Origin of the sequence: Sphaerisporangium viridialbum, assembly GCF_049674955.1 — a bacterium.
GTDB classification, from domain to species: domain Bacteria; phylum Actinomycetota; class Actinomycetes; order Streptosporangiales; family Streptosporangiaceae; genus Sphaerisporangium; species Sphaerisporangium viridialbum.
The window spans coordinates 7,339,998-7,366,936 of the sequence record NZ_CP187232.1 but is presented as its reverse complement, the minus strand read 5'-3'; the positions used below and the strand labels follow the sequence as shown (position 1 = coordinate 7,366,936).

Sequence of the window (26,939 nt, the reverse complement as noted above, 5' to 3'; positions counted from 1 at the left end):
CGAGGGAGGCGAGCGTGACCGGATCCGTCTGCGTCGTCGGCGCCGGGCCAGGTGCGGCCCGCCTGGTCGAGCGCATCCGCGCCAACGCCTCCGAGCTGATCGGCTGGCGCCCGCTCGACATCCACGTCGTGGACGCCTCTGGCGGGCCGGCCGTTCCCGAGGCGCAGGCGCCGGGGGTGCGCGTCCACGTCCACCGGGCGAAGGCGGTCGATCTGGCGGGCCGCCGGGTGCTGCTGGACGACGGCACCCGTGTCGACACCGACGCCGTGGTCCTCGCCCAGCACCACCTGGACGTCCTCGCGACGCCGGGCGAGCTGGAGCTGCTCGGCTTCGCCCGCAGGCACAGCCTGTACTACCGTCCCACCGGCTACGCGGGCGAGCTGCCGCTGCGGCACGTGCCCGGCGGGCAGCCCGTGCTGGTGCGCGGCCTCGGCACGGTCTTCGCCGACGTGCTCGCCGGGCTGACCACGGGGCGCGGTGGCCGGTTCAGGCGCGACCGGAGCGGCGAGCTCACCTACGTCGCCGGCGGCGGGGAGCCGCTGATCCACGTGGGCTCCCGGCGTGGTGTGCCCCATCGGGCCATGATCGAGTACGCCCTGAGAGGCGAACCGCCGCCGCCTCCGAGGTTCGTCACCGCGCTCGCCGACCGGCCGAGGGACTTCCGGCGGGAGGTGTGGCCGCTGGTGGCCAAGGATCTCGCCTTCGCGTACTACCACGAGATCCTGACCGCTCACCCGGAGCGGGCCCGCATGCGCTGGGCGGACTTCGCCGAGGCCTTCGCCCCCGAGGAGTGGGAGGGCAAGACGATGCGGGCGCTGATCCGCGCGGCCGTGCCCCGCTTCGAGGACCGGCTCAACCTCACCAGGTTCGACCGCCCGCTCGCCGGCATGCGTTTCGGCGACCTGCCCGGCCTCCAGAGGTGGATGCACGGCTACCTCGCCGCCGACCTATCGCGCAGGACCGACCCCGCGCACAGCGCCGACCTGGCCATGATCTACGGGCTGCGCGGCGTGCTCGACGTGATCGCCGGGCAGGTGCCGGGCGACCCGTGGTTCCAGGGGTTCGCAGACCACGCCGCGGACGGGCTGCCCGCCGCGCGGCTGGCCGAGCTGAGGGCCCTGGGCAGGGCGGGCATCGTCACCTTCCTCGGCACCGACACCCGGGTCGAGCCCCACGAGAGCGGCACGTGGCGGGCGACCGGCGCCACCGTGCCGGGATCCCTCACCGCCCGCGCGTTCATCGAGGCGAGGCGCCCCGGGCCCGACGTCGGCCGCACCCGCGACCCGCTGGTCAGGCGGCTGCACGCGCGGGGGGAGTGCGTCGAGGAGGCGGGGCTGCTGAAGGTGAGCCTGCCCGACCGGCGCATCGTCGACCACGCCGGGGCGGCTCACCCCCGGAGGTTCGCCTTCGGCCCCTGGACCACCGGGGGCGGGGCGACGACCCCGCACCGGGGAGTCGACACGGTGGTGGCGCGCCAGGCCGACTCTCTGGCGCGCACGCTCCTCACCGAGACCCTCACCCCGACGGTCGCCAAAGTGGCCTGACCCGCCGCACAGGCTCCCACCGGAACCATCGCCCTGACCTGGGTCCCTCAGGCGAGGCGGCGGGCTCCGGCGGCGGGGACGGCGGGAAGGAAGCGCGGGGGCGCCCAGCCCCGCCGCTCGTAGGCCTTCGCGATCTCCTCGCGCACCCTGTCGACCCGGTCGTCGGCCACCAGGGCGATCGCCGAGCCGCCGAAGCCGCCTCCGGTCATGCGGGCGCCGCGAGCTCCGCCTCTGACGGCCCCCTCGACCGCCACGTCCAGCTCGGGGCAGGACACCTCGTACTGATCGCGGAGCGAGATGTGGGAGGCGTTCAGCAGGGCGCCGATCTCGCGGACGGCGCCCGCGCGCAGCAGCCCGATCAGCGCCTGCACCCGGTGGTTCTCGGTGACGACGTGCTGGACCCGCTTGCGCTCGTCGCCCCCGAGCATGGACAAGGCTCCTGCGAGGTCGGTGACGTCGCGCAGGGCCTCCACCCCGAGGCGCTTGGCCGCGCTCTCGCAGTCGCGCCGGCGCCGGGCGTACTGACCGTCGGCGAGCTCGTGGTGGACGCCGGTGTCGATGATCAGGATCTGCAGCCCGTGGGCGGCCAGGTCGAGCGGGACCGCCCGGGACGCGAGGCTGCGGCAGTCCATGAAGAGGGCGTGGCCCTCCTTGCTGAGCGCGGAGGCGGCCTGGTCCATGATGCCGCAGGGCATGCCGACGAAGTCGTTCTCGGCCCTCTGCGCGAGCAGGGCGAGGTCGAGCCCGCCCAGCCCCAGGTCGTACAGGTCGTTGAGTGCCATGGCGACGGCCACCTCCAGCGCGGCGCTGGAGGACAGCCCCGCGCCCTGGGGCACGTCGCCGTCGATCACCAGGTCGGCGCCGCGCACGGCGTGCCCGGCCTGGCGCAGCGCCCAGAAGACGCCCACGGCGTAACGGGCCCAGCCCTCGGCCCGCTCGTAGTCGTCGATCACCTGGGGCCGGCCGGCGCCGGGCTCGGAGGTGGCCTGGAGGGAGAGCAGCGTGACCGAGTCGTCGTCGCGCCGGCCCGCGACGGCCGTGACCCCCCACGGCACCGCGAAGGGCAGCACGAAACCGTCGTTGTAGTCGGTGTGCTCGCCGATCAGGTTGACCCGCCCAGGAGCGTGCCAGGCACCCTCGGGCTCGCGGCCGAACGCCGCGCGGAAAGCATCGACAGCACGCATCACGGCGGCTCCTCGTGTTCGGGGTCGGTCGTAGCCTACCGACCGCCCGCCGCCGGCTCTCGTGCCAAGCTGGCCCTGTGGACAACGGCGGGACGCTCCCCTCGGTACTCGCGCTGCGGCTCCCCAGCCCTCTGGAGGAGCTGCGCGACGACCGGCTGGGCGAGGTCCGCGTGTTCCTCAAGCGCGACGACCTGATCCATCCGGAGCTGCCGGGGAACAAGTGGCGCAAGCTCCGGCACAACCTCGCAGAGGCCGCGCGGCAGGGGAAGGGCACGCTGCTGACCTTCGGCGGTGCCTACTCCAACCACATCAGGGCGACCGCCGCGGCCGGGCACCACTTCGGCCTGGCGACGATCGGCGTGATCCGGGGCGAGGAGCACCTCCCGCTCAACCCCTCGCTGGCGTACGCCGTGTCGCGCGGCATGCGGCTCACCTACCTCGACCGTTCCACCTACCGCGCCAAGGACTCCCCGGAAGTGATCAACCGGTTGCGCGCCGAGTGGGGTGATTTCTACCTGCTCCCCGAGGGCGGCAGCAACGCGCTCGCGGTCCGGGGCTGCGCCGAACTGCCCGCGGAGGTCGCGGCCCAGCTCCGGGACGCGAGTCCCGAAGGCGCGGGCGGCGGGCGGCCGTTCGACGTGATCTGCTGCGCGTGCGGCACGGGCGGCACTTTGGCCGGCATCGCCTCGGCGCTCCCTCCGGGGTGCCGGGCCGTGGGCTTCCCCGTGCTGAAGGGCGGCGAGTACCTGGCCGGCGAGGTGGAGCGGCTGCAATGCGAGGCCTTCGGGACGTCCTCGCCGGGCTGGAGTCTCGAATGCGGCTTCCACTTCGGCGGTTTCGCAAGGACGACCAGGGAGCTCGGCGCGTTCATCGAGGACTTCGCGGCACGGCACGGCCAGGCGCTCGACCGGGTCTACGTGGCCAAGATGATGTACGGCATCTTCGAGCTGGTGGCCAGGGGGGCGTTTCCGCCGGGCACCCGGCTCGTGGCGGTCGTCACCGACGGTCCGGGCCCAGGCCAGGGTTCCGGACGGCTAGCATGATCTTCCGGAACGAGGCAGGGGATCTGTCATGACAAAGCGTGCTTTGGTGCTTGGTGGCGGCGGGGTGGCGGGCATCGCCTGGGAGACGGGAGTCCTCGCCGGGCTGGCGGAGGGTGGCATCCACTGCCGCACCGCCGACAAGATCGTCGGTACGTCCGCGGGCGCCACCGTCGCCGCCCAGATGACCAGCGGCGTCCCGCTCGACGAGCTCTACCGGCGCCAGGCCGACCCGGCCCTGCAGAACAAGGAGCTGCCGAGCGGCATCTCGGTCGAGGAGCTGGTGTCCTCGTTCGAGGCCCTCTACCAGCGGACGCGGGACCTCGCCCAGGTGCGCAAGGAGGTCGGCGAGCTGGCACTCGCGGCCAGGACCGTCCCCGAGCCCGTACGGCGCGAGGTGATCGCGAACCGCCTTCCCCGCCATGAGTGGCCCGAGGCCGACATAGCGCTCGTGGCCGTGGACACCGCCACGGGCGAGCACCGCGTGTTCGACCGGGCCTCCGGGGTCGATCTCGTCGACGCGGTGGCGGCGAGCTGCGCGGTGCCGGGGGTGTGGCCCCCGGTGACCATCGGCGACGGCCGCTACATGGACGGCGGGGTCAGGTCCGGGGTCAACGCCGATCTGGCCGCCGGGTACGACCGCGTCCTGGTCCTCGCTCCCCTCGAAGACCCCCAGCTCGCGGGGCAGGTGGAGGCTCTCGGCGCCGGCGGGGAGGTGGAAGTGATCATCCCTGACAAGGCGTCGCTCACCGCCATGGGCGCCGACCCGCTGGACCCTGCCGTGCGCACCCCCTCCGCCGAGGCCGGCTACGCGCAGGGCCGGGACATCGCCGAACGTCTGATCACTTTCTGGATCTGACCGGTCTTGCGAGCGTTGTGCGCGGTAGTGCGAAGCGGATGCCGTGGGATTGGTGTGTCTCGCTGACAGGGGTGGCGGGCGTGAGTTGCAAGTGCCTGTAAGGCAGTGCAAATCCGCGTCACATCGGCGCGACCCTCGGTGTGACGGCCGCCGCTGACGTGCGGTCGGTGACATCTGCCCAGGTGGTAAACAGGTAGGCGAGGGGCTTGGACGCCTGTGGCCGTCTTCGCGGGCCGACGGCGTCCTGGAGCGGGCACCGGCCGCCGCTACGGTTGGACCGGTCCTGATGTAGACCGGTTTCACGCTAAGCCGTCGGAATGTAAGCGGCTTGCAGGTTTCCGACCTATGATTGCGCCGTGACACGGCGACTTGCGGAAGTGGCGAAGAAGGTCGGCGTCAGCGAGGCGACCGTCAGCCGGGTGCTCAACGGCAAGCCCGGTGTGGCGGAGGCGACGCGCGCGGCCGTGCTGACCGCTCTGGACGTGCTCGGCTACGAGCGCCCCACCCAACTCAGGGGCGAGCGGGCCCGTCTGGTGGGCCTGGTGCTCCCCGAGCTGGGCAACCCGATATTCCCCGCGCTCGCGGAGGTGGTCGGCGGCGCGCTCGCCCAGCAGGGGTTCACCCCCGTGCTCTGCACCCGCACCGCGGGCGGCCTGTCCGAGGCCGACTACGTGGAGATGCTGCTGGAGCAGCAGGTCTCCGGGGTGGTGTTCGCGGGCGGGCACTACGCCGAGGCGGACGCGCCGCACGAGCACTACTACCGGCTGCTGGAGCTCCGGCTGCCCGTGGTGCTGGTCAACGCCGCCACCGAGAGCCTGGGCTTCCCCCAGGTCTCCACGGACGACGCCGTGGCGGTCGAGCAGGCGTTCGGCCACCTGACCTCGCTCGGCCACGAGCGCATCGGGCTGGTGCTCGGGCCTGAGGACCACATCCCCTCGCGCCGCAAGTACGCGGCCTTCGTCGCCTCGGCCCGCGCGGCCGGCGTCGAGGTGGGGCCCGGGTCGGTGGAGCGCACCCTGTTCTCCCCTGAAGGTGGCCAGGCGGTGGCCACCAAGCTGCTGAAGAAGGGCGTCACGGGCCTCATCTGCGGCAGCGACCCGCTCGCCCTCGGGGCCATCCGGGCCGTGCGCCGGCTCGGCATGTCGGTGCCCGAGGACGCCTCGGTGGTGGGGTTCGACGACTCCGCCTTCATGAACTGCACCAACCCGCCGCTGACCACGGTGCGCCAGCCCATCGAGGCCATGGGCAGGACCGCCGTGACCCTGCTGGTCAGCCAGATAGAGGGCGCGTCGGTCACCGCGGAGGAGCTGCTCTTCGAACCTGAGCTGGTCGTCCGAGGCTCGACCGCGCCCGCCAAGATCCGTTCCACCGCCCTTGCGGAGTAGGGCCCCGGTTTCGGGCGCGCCGGAACACTCGGGAAGATGGACCCCCAAACCAACAACGCGGAACCTGGCAGGCGGCCTCTCGGCTCGATCCCGGCTCAGGACCCCGGCGGGCGCTCGCCCGTCCAGGGGTTCCGGGCGGGAGCCTTCAGCTCGGGACTCTTAAAGGAAAGGCAGGTCGGCCATGTCGCCCGATCGTCGAATTCTTTTCGTCCACGCCCACCCCGACGACGAGTCGATCGGCACCGGGGCCACGATGGCCAAGTACGCGGCCGAGGGCGCGCACGTCTGCCTGGTCACGTGCACGCTGGGCGAGGAGGGTGACGTGATCCCCGCCGAGCTGCGCCACCTCGGCGCCGACAGGGAGGACCGGCTCGGGGAGTACCGCGTGGGCGAGCTGGCCCGCGCGTGCACCGCGCTCGGCGTGGACGACCACCGGTTCCTCGGCGGGGCGGGGCGCTGGCGTGACTCCGGCATGATGGGAGCGGCCACCAACGACGACCCGTCGTGCTTCTGGCAGTCCGACCTCGACCTGGCGGCGGCGGAGCTGGTCGGCATCATCCGCGAGGTACGGCCGCAGGTGATCGTGACGTACGACGACAACGGGTACTACGGGCATCCCGACCACATCCAGGCGCACCGCGTGGCGTGGCGGGCGTTCGAGAAGGCCGCCGACCCGTCCTTCGGCGACGGCGAGCCGTGGTCGCCGTCGCGCTTCTACGCCACCGCGACGCCGCTGTCCGTGCTGGAGAAGGCCGTCGACACCGGTCCGTTCGAGCGGCTGAAGTCCGTGGAGGACTTCGGGTTCGGCGTTCCCGACGACCAGGTCACCACGTACGTCGACGCGACCGCGCACCTGGAGGCGAAGATCGCCGCCCTGCGGGCGCACCGCACCCAGATAAGCGTGGACGGCCATTTCTTCGCGCTGTCCAACAACGTGGGGCAGCCCGCGCAGCCTGTGGAGTACTACACCCGGCTGGCCGGCGAGCCGGGTCCCCTCGGCGACGACGGCCGCGAGTCCGACCTCTTCGGCTGACCGGAGCTCAACCGCTCGCACGCACGCGGCACCGGCCCGCCGCCGCGACCGGCTCAGGCGGGGAGGTCCGCGCGGGTGAGTCCCCGTAGGTGGCCGACCAGGCTGTCCAGGTCTTCCATGAACCAGGCGTCGCCCTCGAACTCGATCTCGACGTCGAGTCCGGACTCGATGGCGTCGATCAGGCGGACCATCGAGAGCGAGCCGACGCCCAGCGCCACGAACGAGCAGTCGGCGCCCAGGATCTCGGAGGCGGAGACCTCCCCGTCGCACGCCTCGGACAGGGCCTCCGCGAGCCATCTCCGCAACGCGGCTTCATCGGATGGCCCGACGGCCCGGCCGGACGCCGGTGCATGGTCTCCGGACCCCGGCGCGTGGTCTCCGGACCCCGCGCCGGGGGTGGTGGGGCCGTTGCCCCCTTCGAGCACGATGTCCGTCATGGTGTGATCTTCCCTCATACCGCCCGTTTTCTCCATATCCGCGCCGTCTCGGGGGTTCGTGCCGTTCATCGGGCTTTCCTCGTTCCTCAGGTGGTCGTCCTGCCTATGGCCTCGGCTCCGACCAGGTCGTCCGGGGTCGCGTCGGGGATCTCCTCGTCGAACCCGGCCAGCGACCGCGTGCGGAGTGCCACCAGTGCCGTGCCGGCGATGCCGAGGGCGAAGACGACGTACATGAAGCCGATGCCGCGTCCGGGCCCGGTGCCGATCAGAGCACCGACGGTCGGCGCGAGGACCCCGCCCCTGGCCAGCATCGGCTCGAACAGCCCGCTCACGACGGGAGCCACCACGCCGAACCCCAGCGGCAGGGTGGACCACGAGATCACGGTGTTCAGCGCGAACACCCGTCCGTGGAAGCGCTGGGGCACCTTGACCTGGACGATCGTCGCGTAGATGCCGTTGAGCAGCGTCAGCCAGAGGGTCATCCCGAACGCGCCCGCCGCGATCAGCACGAGATCGGCCCGCAGGCCGGTCACGGCGGCGCACACTCCGAGGGCCAGGGTGCAGTAGAGAACCCCTCGCATGCGCATGCGGCGCGGGCCTCCCCACAGGCTCATGACCAGGCCGCCGAGGAAGCCCGCCATTCCCGAGAAGAAGGCCACCCGGCCGGTGTCGTTCAGCGTACCGAACGACAGCACCAGCGGCGTGACCATGAGGAACAGCGGCGACAGGAAGACGTTCAGCCCGGCGAAGAAGAGCAGCATGGCGCGGAAGCCCCGGTTCCCCCACGAGTACCGGAATCCTCCGGCGATCTCCGCGAGCAGTGTCTCCCTGCGCCGGGCGGCCATGGTGACCGGGAACCGTACGAGGAGCAGCGTGCCGATCGCGACCCCGTAGCTCACGACGTCCAGGGCGATGATGCCCCCGAGGCCGATCACGGCCATGAGGCCGACGGCGACCAGGGGCACCACCAGTTGCGCCGAGGAGTTGACCATCTGGGCGATGCCGTTGGCGTGGCCGAGGAACCGTTTCGGCACGAGCTGCGGGATCGCCGAGGCGTACGCGAGACGCTGGAAGCTCAACGCGACCGACAGCGTGACCAGGGGCAGGTAGATGTGCCAGATCTGCAGGTTGCCCGTCCACAGCAGCGTCCCCAGCACGAGCTGGCTGCCCCCGGCCCCGATGTCCCCGGCCAGCATCACGCGGCGCCGGTCCAGCCTGTCGACGATCGCTCCCGCGAACGGCGCCACGAGCAGCCCGGGGACCAGCCCGAGCACGGCGAACAGTGCGAAGTTCGCGACCGAACCGGTGGTCTGGTAGATCCAGATCGGCACCGCGAACTCGGTGAACGCCGAGCCGAGGATCGACACGAGCTGCCCGGCGGCCACGGCGGTGAAGCGCCGCATGCTGGGCTCCGGCCCCGAGGAAGCGCCCCCGGCCCCCGGCCCCCGCCGCGACACCCCGGCCAGCCACCACGTCGCGCCCTCAGGACGCCCCCCACCGGCCGAAGCGACCGGGCTGACCGGCGGATGTACGGAGCCGGGTGACGAGGTGACGGAGTCGAGGGATGGGTGGACCTGGGTGATGATCTGGGCGAGCTCTGCCGCCCGATATTTCAGGAAGAAGTGCCCGGCCTCGTGGATGACCACCAGCGCGGAGGTGTCCGCGAGGAAGTGCCACTCGCGGTAGCGCTCCTCGTGGAACTCGGTGGCAGGGTCGCGGTCACCGGCCAGAGTGATCAACGGCGCCCGCAGCCGGGCCGCACCCACACCGCCGCCTGTGGCCGTGCCGCCGGTGCCGGTTCCGCCCGTGTACGGGCCGGCGCCGCCGCGGGGGTCGAGGAGGTCGGTGAAGTACTCCTCGGCGCGTTCCGCCTCGCGGCGCATGTTGCGGACGATGCGCTCGGCGTGCTCGGGTTCGAGGTCGCTCAGGTCCACGCCCATGGACGCCAGCCAGTTGGCGTAGGCCCGGTCGGAGGACATCGCCGCGGCCCGTGCCAGCCGCGACAGCGCCCGCGCCACCCGGCCGCGCGGCCGGGCGAACGGGAAGGCGGCGCCGATGTAGACCGCGTCCAGCTCCCGCCCCGAGGACTCCAGGCGGCGGGCGATCTCGACCGTGAGCGCCGACCCCACGCTGCTCTGCCCGTACAGGACGAGCGGGCCGCTCACCCGCCGCAGGATCTCCTCGGCGCACCGCCGCGCCAGCTCGTCGAACGGTAGCGCCTCCTCGGCAATCCCCAGGTCGTTGCCGGGGATGGCGATCGACAGCAGCCGGTGCCCGGCGGGCAGGGCCTGGGCGAGCGGCCGGTAGACGACGGCGCTGCCCCCGCCGTACGGCACGCACACGTACGTCACGGTCGCCGCGTCCGGCGGCAGCGGCGGGGTCAGCTCGTGCAGCAGCGGGCGCGCGGACCCGTCGGCGGACCCGCCGGACGGGCGTTCGGACGGGCGTTCGACCAGCGCGGCCAGTCCCCGTACCGTCGGATGCTGGAACAGGTCCATCAGCGAGACGCCGTCGCCTAGCGTGCGCCGCATCCTGGCGATGGCCTTGGTGGCCGACAGCGAGTGCCCGCCCAGTGCGAAGAAGTCCTCCTCCGCGCCGACGCCTTCGAGCCCGAGCACCTCCGACCAGATCGCCGCGATCGCCACCTCCGCCGGGGTGCCCGGCAGGGCCGCCGCCTCGTCCCGCGTCACCTCGGGGGAGGGCAGCGCGCGCCGGTCGAGCTTGCCGTTGGGCGTCAGCGGCAGCCGGTCGAGGGTCACCACCGCCTTCGGGACCATGTACGCCGGCAGCACGGAGGCGAGCCGGTCGCGGACCTCGCGTGGCTCCGCGTCCCCGACGACGTACGCGACGAGGGCTTCCCGGTCGACGACCACGGCGGCACGTGCGATCCCAGGGTGTTCGAGCAGCCGGGCCTCCACCTCGCCCAGTTCGATGCGGTACCCCCGGAGCTTGACCTGGCCGTCGAGGCGGCCGAGGAACTCCAGCTGCCCGTCCGGCCGCCAGCGCGCCCGATCACCCGTCCGATAGAGCCGCCGGTCGCCCGGGGACGCCTCCGCCGCGACGGGCAGGCCGTACGGTGGGTCGTCGCCCGCCCCCGCCGCGACGGGGAGGCCGTCCGGGGCGGTGACGAAACGCTCGGCGGTGAGCTCGGGGCGGTTCAGGTAGCCGCGGGCCAGCCCCGCACCCCCGATGTACAGCTCGCCCGGCACCCCGGCCGGGACCAGGTTGCGCCATTCGTCCAGTACGTACGCCGAGGTCTCCGACAGGGGCCTGCCGATGGGCGGGCGCTCGCCGGAGTCACGGAGCTCCGCGCCCGTGGCGATGATCGTCGCCTCGGTGGGGCCGTAGGTGTTGACCAGCCGCACCCGGCCGCCGAAGCGCCGGTGCCATGCCGCGACCGCCGAGGGCTCCGCCTGGTCGGCTCCGAGGATGGTCAGCCGCAGCCCCGGCGGCCACGCGACCGCGTCGATGTCGGCGACCAGCTCGTGCCAGTACGGCGTGGGCAGGTCGAGCACCGTCAGCGCGCTGCCCTCGGGGGTGGCGAGGAAGTCGGGCAGGAACTCGCCCCCGCTGGGGAGCAGGGTCAGCGTGGCGCCGGCCGACAGGCAGGGGTAGACCTCCTCGGCGTGGGTGTCGAAGCTGACCGAGGCGAACTGCAGCACCCGGTCCGCCGGGCTCAGCTCGTACGTCTCGCGCATCCAGGCCACCCGCGCCGCGAGCGCCGCGTGCGTGACGACCACGCCCTTCGGCCTGCCGGTCGAGCCGGAGGTGTAGATGACGTACGCGGCGCGCGCGGGATCAGGACCCTGAACCCCGGCCGGCCCCGGCTCCGCCCACGGCCATGCAGACCCCGGACCCGGTTCCCCGTCCGGGGTGAGGTGCGGGACGCCGAGGAGCCCCGGTTCCCCGTCCGGGGTGAGGTAGCGGATTCCGGGGAACCGCTTCTCCGCCCCGGGGTCGGCGACCAGCAGCCGGGCCGAGCTGTCGGCGAGCATGTACGCCAGCCGGTCGTCCGGATAGGCGGGGTCCAGGGGGAGGTACGCCGCCCCAGCCTTCCAGACGGCGAGCAGCGTCACGAACAGTTCCGGGGACCGGTCGAGGCAGACCCCCACGATCGACTCGGGCCCGGCCCCCGCCCTGCGCAGCGCCAGCGCCAGCCTGCCGGACCTCTCGTCCAGCTCGGCGTACGTCACCCGAACCCCTGACGCCCCCACGGGGGTGTGGTCGTCAGAGGCGGCCAGTGCCATGGCGTGGGGGGACGCCGTGGTGGCGGCGGCGATCAGCTCGGGGACGGTGGGGGCGGGGGACGGGCGCGCGGGGCCGAGGCTCCAGCCGGTGATCCGTTCCCGCTCCTCCGCGCCGAGCAGGTCGATCGCGGACAGCCGCACGCCCGGGTCCGCGACGACCGCCCGCAGCAGGCGGACGAACCGGTCGGCCAGCGCGCCGATCGTCGCCCGGTCGAACAGGTCGGTCCGGTACCCGAACCCGAGGGTCAGGCCGTCCCCGTCGCGCCACGCTTCGAGGGTCACGTCGAACTTGGCCGCGCTGTAACCGCTGTCGAAGCCCTCGACGGCGATGCCCCGCATCGGCGCCGCCTGGCCGAGGTCGTTCTGGGTGTGCACGACGATCATCGTCTGGAACAGCGCGGAGCGGCTGAGATCGCGCTCCACCCGCAGGTCGGTCATCAGCCGCTCGAACGGGATCTCCTGGTGGGTGAACGCGTCCAGCACGGTGGACCGCGTACGGTCCAGCAGCTCCCGGAAGGACGGATCGCCCGACAGGTCGCCCCGCAGGACCAGGGTGTCCAGGAAGTACCCGATGAGAGGTTCGAGCTCCAGCCGCCCGCGCCCGCCGATGGGCGAGCCGACGCAGATGTCCCGCTGCCCCGCGTGGCGCATGAGCAGCGTCTGGTAGGCCGCCAGCAGCGTCATGAACAGCGTGTACCTCTCGTCGGAGGCGAGGCGTTCCAGTCCGGCGGCCGTGGCGGCGTCGACCCTGAGCGTCACGTTGTCGCCGTCCGAGGTGTGCACGGCGGGCCGGGGCCGGTCCGCCGGCAGCTCCAGGGCCGGGGCGTCGTCCAGCTGTCTCCGCCAGTAAGCGAGCGAGCGTTCGGCCGCCTCTCCCGCGAGCCGCTCGCGCTGCCAGATCGCGTAGTCCGCGTACTGGACGGGCAACGGCGTGAGCGGCGAGCGCTCGCCGGACAGGAAGGCGTCGTAGAGGGCCGCCAGCTCGCCGAGGAGCAGGTTGACCGACAGGCCGTCCGCCACGATGTGGTGGCACACCAGGCTCAGCACGTGGTCGTCGTCGCCGAGGCGCAGCAGAGTGACCCGCAGCAGCGGGCCCGTGGAGAGGTCGAAGGGCGTGGAGACCAGGCCCGCGACCACCCGCGCCGCCTCGTCCTCCGTCACCTCCAGGCACTCGACGGGCAGCGGTGACGGAGGGTCGACGACCTGGACGGGGCTCCCGTCCACGTCGGGGAACCGCGTGCGCAGCGTCTCGTGCCTGGCCACGATCTCGTCGAACGCCCGCCGCAGCGCGGGGACGTCCAGCGGGCCGCGCCACCGCTGGGCCAGGGACATGGCGAACGCCGTGTCACCGGGGTCGAGCTGGTCGAGGAACCAGATCCGTTCCTGGCCGAACGAGAGGGGGACGTTCTCGGTGCCGGGCGCCCGCACGGGGATCGACGGGGCGGCGGGCTCGTCCACGGTGGCGCGCCGGCGCAGGCGCTGGGCGAGCAGCGCCTGCTTCGACGGCGAAAGCGCGCTCACGGGGCCTCACCCTCCAGCAGCCGGGCCGCCTCCTCGTCGCTGAGCTCGGCCAGCTCCTCCGTCAGGACCCGCTCCACCTCCGCCGCCAGGTCGGCCACGGTGCGGTGGGTGAACAGCGCGCGGATGGGGACCTCCACGCCGGTGGTGGCGCGGAGCCGGGACCCCACCTGGACGGCCAGCAGCGAGTGGCCGCCGAGCGCGAAGAAGTCGTCGAACGCGCCGACCTCGCCCGCCCCCAGCACCTCCTGCCAGATCTCGGCCACCAGCGCCTCGGCATCGGTGCGAGGCGCCGTGAACGGGCTGCCGTCGCCGGGGTCTGGCGGCGGCAGCGCCCTGCGGTCGACCTTTCCGCCGGGCGTGAGCGGCAGCGCGTCGAGCACCACCCAAACCTCGGGCACCATGTACGACGGCAAGGAAGCGGCAAGCTCCCGCCGCAGCACCACCGGGTCCAACGGGCCGGCCACGTACGCCACCAGCGTTCCGTCGCGGGCGACCACGGCGGCCTGCCGTACGCCAGGATGGGCGAGGAGGCGTCCCTCGATCTCGGCCGGCTCGATGCGGAACCCGCGTATCTTCATCTGGTCGTCCAGGCGGCCGAGGAACTCCAGCCGCCCGTCCGCGCACCACCGCACCAGGTCGCCGGTCCGGTACAGCCTCCCCTCGCCGGGCCGGGTGACGAAGCGCTCGGCGGTGAGCTCCGGGCGCCCGAGGTAGCCGCGTGCCAGCCCGGCGCCGCCCAGGTGCAGCTCACCCGGCGCGCCGGGGGGCACCCGCCGCCCGTGCCCGTCGAGCACCACCGCCCGGGTCGCGCCGATCGGCCGTCCTATGGGCGGGCGTCCTGTCGTGTCGGCGGCCCCGAGGTCGGTGGCGGTCGCGATGATCGTGGCCTCCGTCGGCCCGTAGGTGTTCACCAGGCGCACCCGGTCGCCGAACCGCTCGCGCCAGCGGGCCACGGCGGCGGCGTGGGCCTGCTCGCCGCCGAGGATGACCAGGCGCAGCGCGTCGGGCCACGCCACCCGGTCGAGCTGGTCCACGAGCTGGTGCCAGTACGCGGTCGGCAGGTCCAGCACCGTGACCTCCCGGCCCCGGGGCCCGGCGAGAAGCTCGGGCAGCGTGAGGGCGCCGCCGGGCAGCAGCTCCACGGTCGCCCCCGCGGCGAGCGCCGGGTAGATCTCCTCGGCGTGCGTGTCGAAGCTGAGCGACGCGAACTGGACCACCCGGTCCCCGGGGCCGAGCGCGTACGCCCGCTTCATCCATTCCACCCGGGCGCCCAGCGCCCGGTGTTCGACCACCACGCCCTTGGGCGCTCCGGTCGAGCCGGAGGTGTAGATCACGTACGCGGCGTCGCCGCCCTCCCGCTCGCCCGATACGGCGGTGCAGTCCGGTTCGGGGTGCGCTTCGGATGCGGTTGAGTCCGTTTTGGTGGCCGCGTTGGGGTGCTGGGTGTGGGAGTTGTGGGTTTCCTCGATGACCAGCAGCGGGGTGTTGGAGGGCAGCAGGTGGGCCAGGTGCGTCCGGGTCACCACCACGGCCGCGTCGCTGTCGGCGATGAGCAGGCCGATGCGCTCGGCGGGCAGTTCGGGGTCGAGAGGCAGGTACGCGCCCCTCGCTCGCCACACGGCCAGCAACGCCACCACGGCGTCGGCCGAGCGGTCGACGTGCACCCCGACGACGCTCTCCCTGCCCACCCCGCGCTCGCGGAGCCGGTGCGCGAGTGAGGCGACCCTGCGGTCCAGATCGGCGTACGTCAGCGTCTCGCCGCCGCAGCTCACCGCCGTCGCGCCCGGCAGGGAGACCGTCACCGCCTCGATCATTCCGGGGACAAGGACGCCGGAGGTCCCGGTGCCGTCCTGCGGGGCTCCGTCTGGCCGCGGCTCGCCGGAGACGGTGACCTCTTCGAGGGCGCGCAGCCGGGTCTCGTCGCCGGGCGTGAGCATGGGCAGCGCCGAGATCGCGCGGCCGGGGTCCGAGACGATCGCGCGGCACAGGAGGGCGAACCTGGCGGCCAGGCCCGCGATGGCCGACTCGTCGAACAGCTCAGCGTCGTACCCGAGGACCAGCGAGAGCCCTTCGGGCCTGCGCCACGCCTCCAGCATGAGGTCGAACTTGACCTGCCGATAGCCTGCGTCGAACCACTCCAGGTCCAGGTCGCCAAGAGCGGTCCGCGCCGCACCCTCGTCCTGGCTGTGCAGGATGGCCATGGTCTGGAAGAGGGGAGTGCGGCTGAGGTCCCGCGGCACGTCCAGCTCGGTCAGCAGCTTCTCGAACGGCACGTCCTGGTGTGCCAGCGCGGCCAGGACGGTCGCGCGCGTGCGGTCCAGCAGGCTCGTGAAGGAGGTGTCGCCGGACAGGTCCCCTCGCAGGACCAGGGTGTCGGCGAAGTAGCCGACCAGCCCCTCGAACTCGACGTGGTCCCGCCCCGCCGAGGGTGAGCCGACCAGGATGTCGGTCTGCCCGCTGTGGCGGGAGAGCAGCACCTGGTAGGCGGCGAGCAGCACCATGAACAGCGTCGCGCCGCGCTCGCGGGCGGTGCGCTCCAGCCCGTCCGCCAGCTTGGCGGGCAGCGCGAACGCGTGGAACCCGCCCTGATGCCCCGATACCTCTGGCCTGGGATGGTCGGTCGGCAGCTCCAGTACGGGCGGTCCTGCGAGCCGCTCGCGCCAGTAGGCGAGCGCCGTCCCGTCGTCGCGCCCGCGCCGCCAGTGCGCGACGTCGCCGTACCGCAGCGGCAGCTCGGGCAACGCGGCGTCCGTCCCTTGGGTACGGGCGCTGTACAGCCGGGCGAGGTCGTCGCCGAGGATCGTGAGCGACCAGCCGTCCCCGGCGATGTGGTGCAGCACGACGCACAGCACGTGGTCGTCGTCCGCGAGACGGATGAGGGTGACGCGGAGCGGAGCGGCGGCCGTCAGGTCGAAGGGGGCGTTGGTCCGCTCCGCGACGATCCGCCCGGCCTCCTCCTCGCTCCCGCCGAGGATGTTCCCGTCGTGCACCCTCCTGTCGTGCACCCTCCCGTCGGGCTTCTTCCCGTCGTGCACGCTCCCGCAGTACACGTTCCCGTCGTTTCCGCCGTGGGTGCTCCCGCCGAGGATGATGTGCTCGACGGCCGGGCCTCCGGCGGGTTCGACGACGGCGACCGGGCCGCCGTCCCTCTCGGGATAGCGGGTGCGGAGGGTGTCGTGCCGTTCGGCGAGGTCGCGGAGCGCGCCGGTCATCGCCTCGGCGTCGAGCGCGCCCCGCAGCCGCCACACCAGGTACATGTTGTACGCGGCGTCGCCCGGGTCGAGGCGGTGCAGGAACCACAGCCGTTCCTGAGCCGGGGAGAGCGGCGGCGGCGTGCCGTCGTCGGGACGCCGCCGGGGAAGCGCTCCGCCGGCCGCCGACCGATCCTGTACGGCCGACGCGTAGCCGGACACCGTCGGATGGGCGAACAGGTCACGCAGCGGGATCTGCACGCCGAGCGCGGCCGTCATCCGCGCGGTCACCTTGACGGCGAGCAAGGAATGGCCGCCCAGCAGGAAGAAGTCGTCGTCCACTCCGAGGGGGCCGGCCTTCAGCACCTCGCCGAACACCTCGGCCACCCGGTGCTCCAGCGGTGTGCGCGGCGGTCTGCCGAGTCCCGTGGGCCGCCGGTCGGGCGCGGGCAGGGCGTTCCTGTCGATCTTGCCGTTCGGGGTCATGGGCAGGGCCGGAAGGGAGACCACCACGGCGGGCACCATGACGGCGGGCAACGAGCGAGCCACGTGCGCGCGCACCCCCGCCGCGTAGCCCGGGGTGTCGCCCGCCGCGTAGCCCACAGCGTCGCTCGCGTAGCCCGGGGTGTCGCCCGTGTCGCTCGCAGTGTCACCCGCCGCATCGGTCACGATGTACGCGACCAGGGTGTCCGCGTGGATGGCGGCGACCGCGCGCCGCACGCCCGGGCAGGTCGCCAGCACCGCCTCGACCTCGCCCAGCTCGACACGGTGCCCGCGAAGCTTCACCTGGCCGTCGGCGCGACCGAGGAACGAGATGCGGCCGTCGGCCAGCCACCGCACCCGGTCGCCGGTCCGGTAGAGCCTCGATCCGGAGGGGCCGAACGGGTCGGGAATGAACCGCTCCGCGGTGAGCGCCGGGCGGCGCAGGTAGCCGCGCGCGACTCCCGCGCCCGCGATGAACAGCTCCCCTGGCACGCCTGCCGGTACCGGCCTGAGCCGTTCGTCCAGCACGTACACCTGGGTGTTGGCCAGGGGACCGCCGATCGTCACCGTGTCCGGTTCCACGGGGACCCGTTCGCAGGTCGACCAGATGGTGGTCTCCGTGGGGCCGTACACGTTCCACAGGTCGCGCACCCGTCCCCGCAGCGCACGGGCCAGCACGGGCGGGAGCGCCTCCCCGCCGACGAGGGCGGTGACCGACGGGCGGTCGAACCCCGCGTCGAGCATCGCCTGCCACCCCGACGGCGTCGCCTGCACGTGGGTCACGGCGTACGCGGACGCGAGCCTGGCCAGCGCGAGCGGGTCGGCCGCCTCCCGCGTCCCCGCGATCAGCACGTGCCCCCCGCTGACCAGGGGCAGGAAGAGTTCGAGCCCCGAGATGTCGAACGACAGGGACGTGAGGGCCAGCCAGAGGTGGCCGGGGCCCGAGCCGAGCAGCTCCTTCATCGACAGCAGCAGGTTGACCAGGGCCCGGTGCTCGATCGCGACGCCCTTGGGACGCCCGGTCGAGCCGGAGGTGTAGATCACGTAGGCCAGGTCGGCCGGGGTCGCCGTCGGCTCGGGTGCGGAGGCGGGCTCCGCGGCGAAGGCCGCCGGATCCTCGATCAGCAGGGCCGGGACGTCGCACTCGGGGAGCCGGTCGCGCAGGCGTTCCTCGGTCAGCAGCAGCTCGGCGCCCGAGTCGGCGAGGACGAACGCGAGCCGGTCGCGGGGGTACTCCGGGTCCAGGGGCAGGTACGCGCCTCCGGCCTTCATCACGGCCAGCAGTGCCACCAGCGTCTCCGGCGAGCGGTTGGCGCACAGCGCGACGAGCACGCCGGGCCGTACCCCCTCGCGCCGGAGCCGGTGGGCCAGCCGGTTGGCCGAGGCCTCCAGCTCGGCGTACGTCAGGGTGCGCCCCTCGAAGGTCACGGCCGTCGCGCCGGGACGGCCCGCGACCAGCTCGGGGAGCGTGACGTCCGGACGAGGGGCGGCGGTGTCGTTCCACTGGAGCAGGAGCCGCTCGCGTTCGACCACGTCCAGGAGGTCGAGGTCGGACAGGCGGCGGCCGGGGTCCTCGGTGGCCTCGCGCAGCAGGGCCTCGAAGTGCCCGGCCATGCGTTCCACCGTCTCGCGGTCGAACAGGTCGGCGTTGTAGACCAGGGAGAGCCTGAGCCCGTCCTCGTCCTGGCGGAACTCCGCCGACAGGTCGAAGGTCGCGAGCCGCACGCCGGGGTCGAACGGCTCGGTGGTCAGGCCCGGTAGGGGCGGGAGGCTCTCGGCGTAGTTGTAGAGGATGAGCTGCGCCTGGAACAGCGGGGTCCGGCTCAGATCCCTCGGGAGGTTCAGCTCGCTCACGAGCCGGTCGAAGGGCAGGGCGTCATTGGAGTACGCCTCAAGGGCGCTGGTACGGACGCGGGTGAGCAGCTCGCGGAAGGTCGGGTCGCCCGAGAGGTCCACCCGGAACACGAGCGTGTTGATGAAGAGCCCGATCAGCGGCTCCAGCTCGGGTGTACCACGGCCCGCGACGGGGGTGCCGACGCAGATGTCCTCCTGTCCCGAGTAGCGGGCCAGCAGCGCCTGGTAGGCGGCCATGAGCGTCATGAACCGGGTGCCGCGGGTGCGCCGGGCCAGCTCGTCGATCTTCTTGCTCAGCGAGGCGGGCAGGAGGCGGTTGACGCTGCCGCCGCTGGAGGTGGTGACCGGCGGGCGAGGCCGGTCCGTGGGCAGGTCGAGCGTTGGGGCACCGTCGAGCCGCTCTCGCCAGTAGCCGAGCTGCTCGTCCATCACCTCGCCTAGCCGCTCGCGCTGCCAGAGCGCGAAGTCGGCGTACTGGAGCGGCGGCGGGGGCAGGTCTGGTGTGCCGGCGTTCACGTACGTCCCGTACAGGGCGGCCAGCTCGCGGAAGAAGATCTGGCTCGACCAGCCGTCCACGGCGATGTGGTGGAACACGACGCACAGCACGTGCTCGCGCTCGGACAGCCGGAGCAGGCTCGCCCGGAAGGGATGCTCACCCACGAGGTCGAACCGCCGGGCCACCCGCTCGGCGGCCACCGCCTTGGCCCGGGCCTCCCGCCCATCCACCGGCACCTCAGCCAGATCCACCACCTCCAGCCGGTCCCCCCTGACACCGGCATCCGCGGGAGAGGGGGGTGGGTCGATGACCTGGACGGGGTCGCCGTCCTTGGCCGGGTAGCGGGTGCGCAGCACCTCGTGCCGCGCGACGATCTCCGCGATCGCCCGTTCCAAGGCCCCGGCGTCGAGGGGGCCGCGAAGCCGGTGGGCGAGGAACACGTTGTAGGCGGCTCCGCCGCTCCCCTCAAGGCGGCTGAGGAACCACATGCGCTCCTGGCCGTACGACAGGGGCGGGTCGCCGAGGCCGACCGGGCGGGCGATGATCTCCCCGTGCGCGAGAGTCCCCATGATCAGCGCACCTCCCCGAGGGACGGCACCGGCGCGGCGCGCGTGGCCGGGATGTTCGCGATCTCCGTGAGCAGGTCGCCGAAGGTCGGGGCGTCGAAGAACAGGCTGAGAGGCACCTCCAGTCCGAGACGTTGCCTGACGCGGGAGGCGATCTGCGTGATGGTCAGGGAGTGTGCCCCGAGGTCGAACAGATCGTCGTCCGGCTCGATGCCGTCGATGCGCAGCACTTCCTGGCAGATCGCCCGTATCTGCGCGGCCTGGCCCGACAGGACCGTCTCCCCGCCCGGCGTGACGGGGGCGCCGTCGCCTCGCGGTGCGGGGTCGGGCAGCGCGGACCTGTCGAGCTTGCCGTTCGGCGTGCGGGGTAACGCGTCGAGCACGGTGAAATGGTCAGGGATCATGTACCTCGGCAGCCCGCGACCAAGGAACGCCCGAAGTCCGCCGACGTCGATACCCGAACCGTCCCCGGCCGAGGCATCTGTGGCCGGCTCGGCGTGTCGGAGGACGAGGTAGGCGGCCAGGGTGGCGTCTTCGTTCTCCGGGTCGCGGACGATCACCGCCGCCTGGCCGATCAGCGGGTGCTCCAGGAGGCGGGCCTCTATCTCGCCCGGTTCGATGCGGTGCCCGCGCAGCTTCACCTGGTTGTCGGTGCGCCCGAGGTATTCCAGGGTGCCGTCCGCGCGCCACCGCGCCCGGTCGCCCGTACGGTACACGCGGCCGCCGCCGAACGGGCCGGGGACGAACCGCTCGCGCGTCAGGCCGGGGCGGCCGAGGTAGCCCTGGGCCACTCCCGCCCCGGCGATCACCAGCTCGCCGGGCACGCCGATGGGGGCGAGGTCGTCGTGGTCGTCGAGCACGTACACGGCCGTGTTGGCGATCGGCCGCCCGATGGACACCGCCTCGGGCTCGGCCGGCACGTCCCAGGCGGTGGACCAGATCGTCGTCTCGGTCGGCCCGTACACGTTCAGCAGGCGCTTCACCCGGCCGCGCAGCTCGCGTGCGAGGGGCAGGGGCAGCCCCTCGCCCCCGGCGAGCGCGACCACGTCAGGACCGTCGAAGCCGGCGGCGAGGAGCATCCGCCACCCGGAGGGCGTCGCCTGGACGTGGGACACCCGCTCGGACCTGATGAGCTCCACGGCACCCGGGCCCCGCGCCGCGTCCTCGCCGGCGACGACCACCCGGCCGCCCGTCACCAGGGGGAGCAGCAGTTCCAGCGCGGAGATGTCGAACGAGAGGGAGGTGAGGGCGAGCCACGCGTCCCCGGGAGCGGCACCCAGCAGGTCGCGCATGCCGAGCAGCAGGTTCGCCAGCGCGGAGTGCGGGACCGCGACGCCCTTGGGCCGTCCGGTGGACCCGGAGGTGTAGATGACGTAGGCGACGTCGGCGGGATCCAGCGAGCCCGTGACGGCGCCGGACCCGTCGTCCTCCGCTAGACCGGCCACGTCCGAGCTGATGCGGATCTGCCGCAGGTCGGCCGGGGTGGTGGTGTCGTCGTCGGTGAGGATGGTCCTGACGGCCGCGTCCGTCAGGATGAAGGACAGGCGATCGGGCGGGTAGCCGGGGTCGAGCGGGAGGTAGGCGGCGCCCGCCTTCATCACGGCCAGCATCCCGGCGATCATCGTCCACGAGCGTCCCACGTGCAGGGCCACGAGTGTCCCCGGCCCCACTCCTTCGCGCCGGAGCCGCCGGGCCAGCCCGCTGGAGACCGCGTCGAGCTCGGCGTAGGTCAGCCGCCGGTCGTCATGGACCACGGCCTCCGCGTCCGGGGTCGCGCGCACGCGCTCGGCGAACATCGCGACCACGGTCGCGTCCTGCGGGTACGCCACGCGGGTGGCGTTCCAGCCGGAGGACACCAGCTCACGTTCCTCGGGGGAGAGGACCGGCAGGTCACGTACGCGGGTGTCCGGCTCCTCGGCCGCCGCCGTGAGCAGCGCGACGAAGTGGCCGGCCAGGCGCCGCGCGTCATCGGCCCCGATGGCGCCCGCGTCGTACCGCAGGTCGGCCGACAGGCCGTCGGAGTTCTCGACGAACTGGGCGTTCAGCGTGTTCCTGACCGCGCCGGGGAACATCATCCAGTCCACGACGGTGGCCACCCCTGCGAACACCGGCTCCTCGGCCCGCTTCCGGTAGCTCACCGAGACCGGCGTGAGCGCCCCGCGTGCCGTCAGGCCGCCGACGGCCCGGGTGAGGGGCACGTGCCGGAAGCGGTACAGCTCGCGCAGCTCCGTACGGACGTCGGTGGCGAACGCGCGGAAGGTGGTGTCGGGGGCGGGCCGCGCGGACAGTGGCAGCTCGTTGACGTACAGCCCGATGTGGTCGCGGGTCGCCTCCCCGCGCGTGCCGAGATCGAGCGCGAGCATGAGGTCGTGGTTGCCGTAGCGGTGCAGGAGCGCCCGCAGGGCCGCGACGACGAACTCGAACCGGGTGACGCCCAGCTCCTCGGCCGTCTTCACCAGCCGGGTCCACACCGTGCCGTCGAGCGCGAACCCGGCGTGCCCGCCCTCGCCCGTCGGCAGGCCCGGCCCCCGCGAGCCGGGCAGCACGACCTCGCCCTCGTCCCGCCACCTGGGCGTCCAGAAGTCCCGCGCCCCCTCCCGGTCGGCCTCGACCCGCGCCCTCTCGACCTCGGCATGCGCACCGTACGAGCCGCAGAGCCGCGACGGAACCTGGGCGTGCGCGCCGTACAGGGCGGCGAGGTCGTGGACGAGTACGTCCTTGGAGCCGCCGTCGAAGACCAGGTGGTGGGCCACGAACAGAAGCACGTGCCGCTCGGGGGCCAGGGTGAAGAGCGTGAACCTGGCCAGCGGTCCCCGTTCCGGCTCGAACTCCCGAGAGACCTCCCGCCGGACGAGCTCGTCCAGAGACGCCGCCGGCTGAACGGGTTCGTCCAGTGAGGCCGCGCCCCGGACGGGTTCGCCGAGAGGGGCCGCTTGCCTGCCGCCGGAGTCCGGAGTCCCGGCTGAGAGGTCGTGGTGGGTGATCGGCGGTGGGGTGGGGGAGGGGCGTAGGAACAGGACCCCGTCCTCCTCCCGCACGCGGGCGCGCAACGTCTCGTGGCGGGCGACCAGGGCCGAACAGGCGGACAGCAGCGCCGTGGTGTCGAGCGCGCCCTCGAAGTGGATGGCGAGGGGCAGGTGGTACGCGGGACCGGGGACGCCCGTCCGCTCGGCGACCCAGACACCGTGCTGGGCGAATGAAGCCTGCATCAGTTCTCTTTTCTGAGCGTGACCGTGCCTCGTGACCGCGACCCGGGACCGTGATCGCGACCTCGGTACGGCTCGGGCCGGGTCCCGGGACCCCGGGTCCCGGGTCGTGGAGGGCCGCTAGGAGCCGGCGGAGGACAGGACCCGTTCGCGCAGCTCCCGTTTGACCACCTTGCCGCCGGCGTTCTTCGGCAGCGAGCCGAGGATCAGGACCCGCCTGGGCAGTTCGTGCTCGGCGAGCCGGGGAGCGAGGAAGGCGCGCACCTCGCGGAGGGAGAGCGAGGCGGAGGAGACGATCGCCGCCACCACCTGCGTGCCGAGGTCGGCGTGCGGGACCCCGAAGACCGCGGCGTCGCTGACCTCGGGGTGCTCGTGGAGCGCCGCCTCGATCTTCATGGTGGAGATCTTGAAAGCGCCGGACTTGATGATGTCCTGGTCGCGGTCGACCAGGTGGAGGTAGCCCTCGCCGTCCAGGTGGCCGACGTCCCCCATGCGGATCCAGTTCCCCCGGAACACCGCGGCCCCCGCCGGGCGGTCCCCGTAGTACGCGCGCGGCGCGGTGGGGGAGCGGAGCCACACCTCGCCCGTCTCCCCGGCGGGGACGGGTTCGCCGCCCTCACCCGCGATGCGGATGTCCCCCGGTGAGGCGGGACGCCCGACGGAGGTGGGCCGCGCCGGATCGAAGATCATGGTCAGCTGCGCGGGCGCCGCCTCGGTGGAGGTGTAGTAGTTGACGATCATCGCGTTGGTGAACACCTCGCCCAGCGCGACCGCGACCGGAGGCGGCAGCGCGGCGGCGGTGGACCCGAACAGCCGCACGCTCGACAGGTCGTACCGCTCGTGGATCCTCGCCTTGAGCAGCTCGCCGGCCATCGTGGGGACGGCGAAGACGGTGCCGACCCGCTGCGACTCGATGAGCTTCCCGAACCGCGCGGGCGTGAACAGCGGCAGTGTCAGCGCTGAGGCCTTGGCGTCCAGGGCGTTGACGAGCATGGTCTGGGCGGCGTTGGTCCCGACGGGGAACGCGTGGAGGAAGTGCCGGGAGTGCGCGAGCGGGCGCCGCCGCCCGCTGAACGCGCAACCGAAGGTGAGGTTGCCGTGGGTGGCGGCCACGCCCTTCGGCCTGCCCGTGGTCCCCGAGGTGTAGAGGATCTGGGCGAGGCTCCCCTCGGAGACCTCCACGCCCACCGGCCCGCCCGGCCCGTTCTCGAGGTCATCGACCGTCCAGGCCCGTGGGCCGCCGGGCGGTGGCCGGACGCCACGCTCGTGGATCACGCCGGAGGCGGCGCAGTCGGACAGCATGAAGGCCAGCTCCGCCGGGGGAAACCGGTCGGACAGCGGCACGGCGACGCCGCCGGCCTTGTGCACGGCGCAGTAGGCGACGGCGAAGTCGATCCACCCCCGGCCGCCGAACAGCAGGCCGACGCGGTCCCCGGCGGTCAGGCCGCGTTCGAGCAGGCCACGGGCCACGGCGTCCGACCGTGCCTCCCACGCGCCGAACGTCAGCGTGCCGACGCCGTCCACGACCATGGCCGCCCGGTCCGGATCTTCCCCGGCCCGTGTCGCGAGCAGCCGCGTCGTCGTCCGTGCCGCCCGTGCTGTCCCTGCTAACGGCGTTGTCATAGGTAACCCTCGATCGCCACGAGCTTCCCCGTCGGGCGAGCTATCGGTATCACGACAAAAGACTGACAGATTATGAGAGAGTGACGCAAGAAGTAGACATTGCCGAAGAGGCGGCGGCGTTACGGGGGTTTGTGATGGCCGAATCCGGATGGACGCCGCCCGCGCAGGTCCTGCGCAGCGGCAGGCTCACCTGGGCGCAGCACGAGTGGGTCCAGTGGATCCCCACCGACTCGCCCACCTCGTTCGAGGACAACATCTGCGCCGCGATACCCGGGCGCGACATGCCCCGCGAGGTGGTCGTGGCCGCCGTACGCGACGTCATCCAGCGGCACGAGGGCCTGCGCACGATCATCGAGCGCGGGAACGGCGACGCGGCCCGCCAGCACGTCACCCCGGTCGACGCGCTGCTGGACCAGATCATCGAGGTGACCGACCAGGACCCCGAGGGGCCCAGGTTCGACACCCCCTGGCGGCGCACGTGCTTCAGGATCGGCGCGGAATGGCCCATCAGGGTGGTGCTGTTTCAGCGGGGAACGGCCGTCCGGCGCGTCGACCTGGTGGTCGACCACGTCGCCATCGACCCGTGGGCGATGAACGTCCTGTGCCGGGACCTGTCCCGGGCGATCAGGTCGCGCGCGGCCGGGCGCGAGCCCTTCGCCGCGGGCGCCCCGGCCGAGCAGCCCATCGACGCCGCCGAGGCCGAGGTCACGCCCGCCGGGCAGGCCTACCAGCGCAGGGCCATGCGCCACTGGGAGCGCCGGCTCGTACGGATCAGGGAGGGGCTCGACGGGTACGCGCCGCGCACCCCTCCGCCCGCCCCGCCCGTGCCGCTCACCGAGTACGGGGGCTTCCGCTCCTGCTGGCTGATCTCCCGCCGCGCGGGGGAGGCGGCCGTGACGCTCGCCCGCACGACCGGCATCTCGGCCTCCTCGGCGTTCCTGCTCGCCTTCGGCGCCGCGGTCTGCGCGGTGGAGCGCTCGCCGCTGGCCGGGCTGTTCGCGATCTCGGCGAACAGGATGTCCCCCGCCGCCGCGGGCTCGGTGCGCAAGGCCACGATGACGCTGCCCGTGATCATCCCCGAGGTCACCCGCGACACCTACGCCGGAGCCCTCGCGGAGTGCGCCGCCCAGCAGCTTGGCGGGCACCGGTTCGCCAACGCCGATCCCTACGCCACCGAGCGGATGTGCGAGGACATCCTCCGGGGCCTCTACAAGACGGCCGTGGCGTACCCGAGGTTCAGCTACATGGACGAGTCGGTCGCCGGGCGGTTCAGCACCGCGTGGTCGGCCAGGACGGGCCGGTCCTATGATGACGGGGAGGTCACGTTCGCGCCGCCGAGGCTGCTGGGCGCGAAGTACATGCTGACGGTCCTGCACCGCAGTGAGGGGGCCGTGCTCAGCCTGCAATGGAGCGACGAGACCCACTGGGGCGAGGCGGCTGAGAGCATGCTGAGGCACATCGAAGATCTCATGGTGTGGGCGGCCTACGGCTATCCGGGGGACATGCCCGTGCTCGGCCGCGACCGGGTGGCCCGATGATCCACGACCGCCACCTCGACTTCGACGGCTGCTACAACGTCAGGGACCTCGGCGGCCTGGCCACCGGGGACGGCCGCACGACCCGCGCGGGCGCCGTCGTCCGCTCGGACACGCCCGACCGCCTGACCGCCGAGGGATGGTCGGCGCTGCGCGCGTACGGCATCCGCACGCTGGTCGACCTGCGCAACGACCGCGAGGTGCGGGCCTGGAACGGGTACCGCCCGCCCTGGATCAGGGTGCTCCGCGCCCCGCTGGACGACGACGGCGATACCGAGTTCTGGGAGCGGCGGCGGCACCTCTACGGCACCCCGCTCTACTACCGCACCTTCCTGGAGCACAAGCCCGGCAGGTGCGCCGCCGCCATCACCGCGATCGCCCAGGCGCCGCCCGGCGGCGTCCTGTTCCACTGCGTCGCCGGCCGCGACCGCACGGGCATCGTGGCCCTGCTGCTGCTCGCCCTCGCGGGCGTCGCGCCCGCCGACATCGCCTCCGACTACGAGCTGACCACCGAGCGCCTCGGGCCCCTGTACGCCAAGCTGGGCGAGGAGGACGAGGCGCCGATGATCAGGCGCAGGCTCCTGAAGGAGAACACCTCGGCCCGCGAGATCATCCTGACGACCCTGGCCGAACTGGACGTGGAGGCCCACCTCCTCGACGGTGGCCTCCACAAGGACGACCTCGAAACCCTCCGGACCCGCCTCCTCGGCCCCCCGGACTGAGGCGCCGGCCGGG

13 protein-coding genes are annotated in these 26,939 nt (G+C 73.1%); 7 read left to right on the top strand and 6 right to left on the bottom strand.

Annotated elements, in window-relative coordinates:
- The first annotated feature begins 14 nt into the window (after window positions 1–14).
- Complete coding sequence (locus tag ACOZ38_RS33205) at window positions 15–1,544, top strand: hypothetical protein (protein WP_424535010.1); 1,530 nt, start codon at window positions 15–17, stop codon at window positions 1,542–1,544.
- 47 nt (window positions 1,545–1,591) lie between these two features.
- Here the strand turns inward: ACOZ38_RS33205 and galK are convergent, their stop codons facing one another.
- Window positions 1,592–2,728 carry a galactokinase gene (gene galK, locus ACOZ38_RS33200; RefSeq protein ID WP_424535009.1) on the bottom strand — a complete coding sequence of 379 codons (1,137 nt, stop codon included), beginning with the start codon at window positions 2,726–2,728 and terminating at the stop codon, window positions 1,592–1,594.
- A gap of 77 nt (window positions 2,729–2,805) precedes the next feature.
- On the opposite strand from galK, the gene ACOZ38_RS33195 reads away from it, so the two are divergent.
- The 4 genes from ACOZ38_RS33195 (at window position 2,806) to mshB (ending at window position 7,045) form a co-directional block, all read left to right on the top strand.
- Window positions 2,806–3,771, top strand: a complete 966-nt coding sequence (locus ACOZ38_RS33195) for a 1-aminocyclopropane-1-carboxylate deaminase/D-cysteine desulfhydrase (protein WP_424535008.1) — start codon at window positions 2,806–2,808, stop codon at window positions 3,769–3,771.
- Window positions 3,772–3,799: 28 nt separating this feature from the next.
- Window positions 3,800–4,627 (top strand): patatin-like phospholipase family protein, encoded by an 828-nt coding sequence (locus ACOZ38_RS33190; protein ID WP_424535007.1) that lies wholly within the window; start codon window positions 3,800–3,802, stop codon window positions 4,625–4,627.
- A 356-nt stretch (window positions 4,628–4,983) separates the two neighbouring features.
- Window positions 4,984–6,012 (top strand): LacI family DNA-binding transcriptional regulator, encoded by a 1,029-nt coding sequence (locus ACOZ38_RS33185; RefSeq protein ID WP_424535006.1) that lies wholly within the window; start codon window positions 4,984–4,986, stop codon window positions 6,010–6,012.
- Between the two features lie 181 nt (window positions 6,013–6,193).
- A complete protein-coding gene (mshB, locus tag ACOZ38_RS33180; protein WP_424535005.1) occupies window positions 6,194–7,045 on the top strand; it encodes an N-acetyl-1-D-myo-inositol-2-amino-2-deoxy-alpha-D-glucopyranoside deacetylase in 852 nt (283 codons plus the stop codon).
- Between the two features lie 53 nt (window positions 7,046–7,098).
- Here the strand turns inward: mshB and ACOZ38_RS33175 are convergent, their stop codons facing one another.
- The 5 genes from ACOZ38_RS33175 to ACOZ38_RS33155 all read right to left on the bottom strand — a co-directional run bounded on the left by ACOZ38_RS33175 (window position 7,099) and on the right by ACOZ38_RS33155 (window position 24,669).
- A complete protein-coding gene (locus ACOZ38_RS33175) occupies window positions 7,099–7,482 on the bottom strand; it encodes an acyl carrier protein (protein WP_424535004.1) in 384 nt (127 codons plus the stop codon).
- 86 nt (window positions 7,483–7,568) lie between these two features.
- Entirely contained in the window at window positions 7,569–13,250 is a 5,682-nt protein-coding gene (locus tag ACOZ38_RS33170) for an amino acid adenylation domain-containing protein (protein ID WP_424535003.1), read from the bottom strand.
- Window positions 13,247–19,843, bottom strand: a complete 6,597-nt coding sequence (locus ACOZ38_RS33165; RefSeq protein WP_424535002.1) for an amino acid adenylation domain-containing protein — start codon at window positions 19,841–19,843, stop codon at window positions 13,247–13,249. Before ACOZ38_RS33165 ends, ACOZ38_RS33170 begins: the two co-directional genes overlap by 4 nt.
- 2 nt (window positions 19,844–19,845) lie before the next feature.
- Complete coding sequence (locus tag ACOZ38_RS33160) at window positions 19,846–23,049, bottom strand: non-ribosomal peptide synthetase (RefSeq protein WP_424535001.1); 3,204 nt, start codon at window positions 23,047–23,049, stop codon at window positions 19,846–19,848.
- Window positions 23,050–23,166: 117 nt separating this feature from the next.
- Window positions 23,167–24,669, bottom strand: coding sequence for a class I adenylate-forming enzyme family protein (locus ACOZ38_RS33155; RefSeq protein WP_424535000.1), 1,503 nt, complete (start codon window positions 24,667–24,669; stop codon window positions 23,167–23,169).
- A 134-nt stretch (window positions 24,670–24,803) separates the two neighbouring features.
- Between ACOZ38_RS33155 and ACOZ38_RS33150 the strand changes: the two genes are divergently transcribed.
- Both ACOZ38_RS33150 and ACOZ38_RS33145 read left to right on the top strand, forming a co-directional pair.
- On the top strand, window positions 24,804–26,207 hold the full coding sequence (locus ACOZ38_RS33150; RefSeq protein WP_424534999.1) for a condensation domain-containing protein: 1,404 nt from the start codon (window positions 24,804–24,806) through the stop codon (window positions 26,205–26,207).
- Window positions 26,204–26,926 (top strand): tyrosine-protein phosphatase, encoded by a 723-nt coding sequence (locus ACOZ38_RS33145; RefSeq protein WP_424534998.1) that lies wholly within the window; start codon window positions 26,204–26,206, stop codon window positions 26,924–26,926. Before ACOZ38_RS33150 ends, ACOZ38_RS33145 begins: the two co-directional genes overlap by 4 nt.
- The last annotated feature ends 13 nt before the right edge of the window (window positions 26,927–26,939 follow it).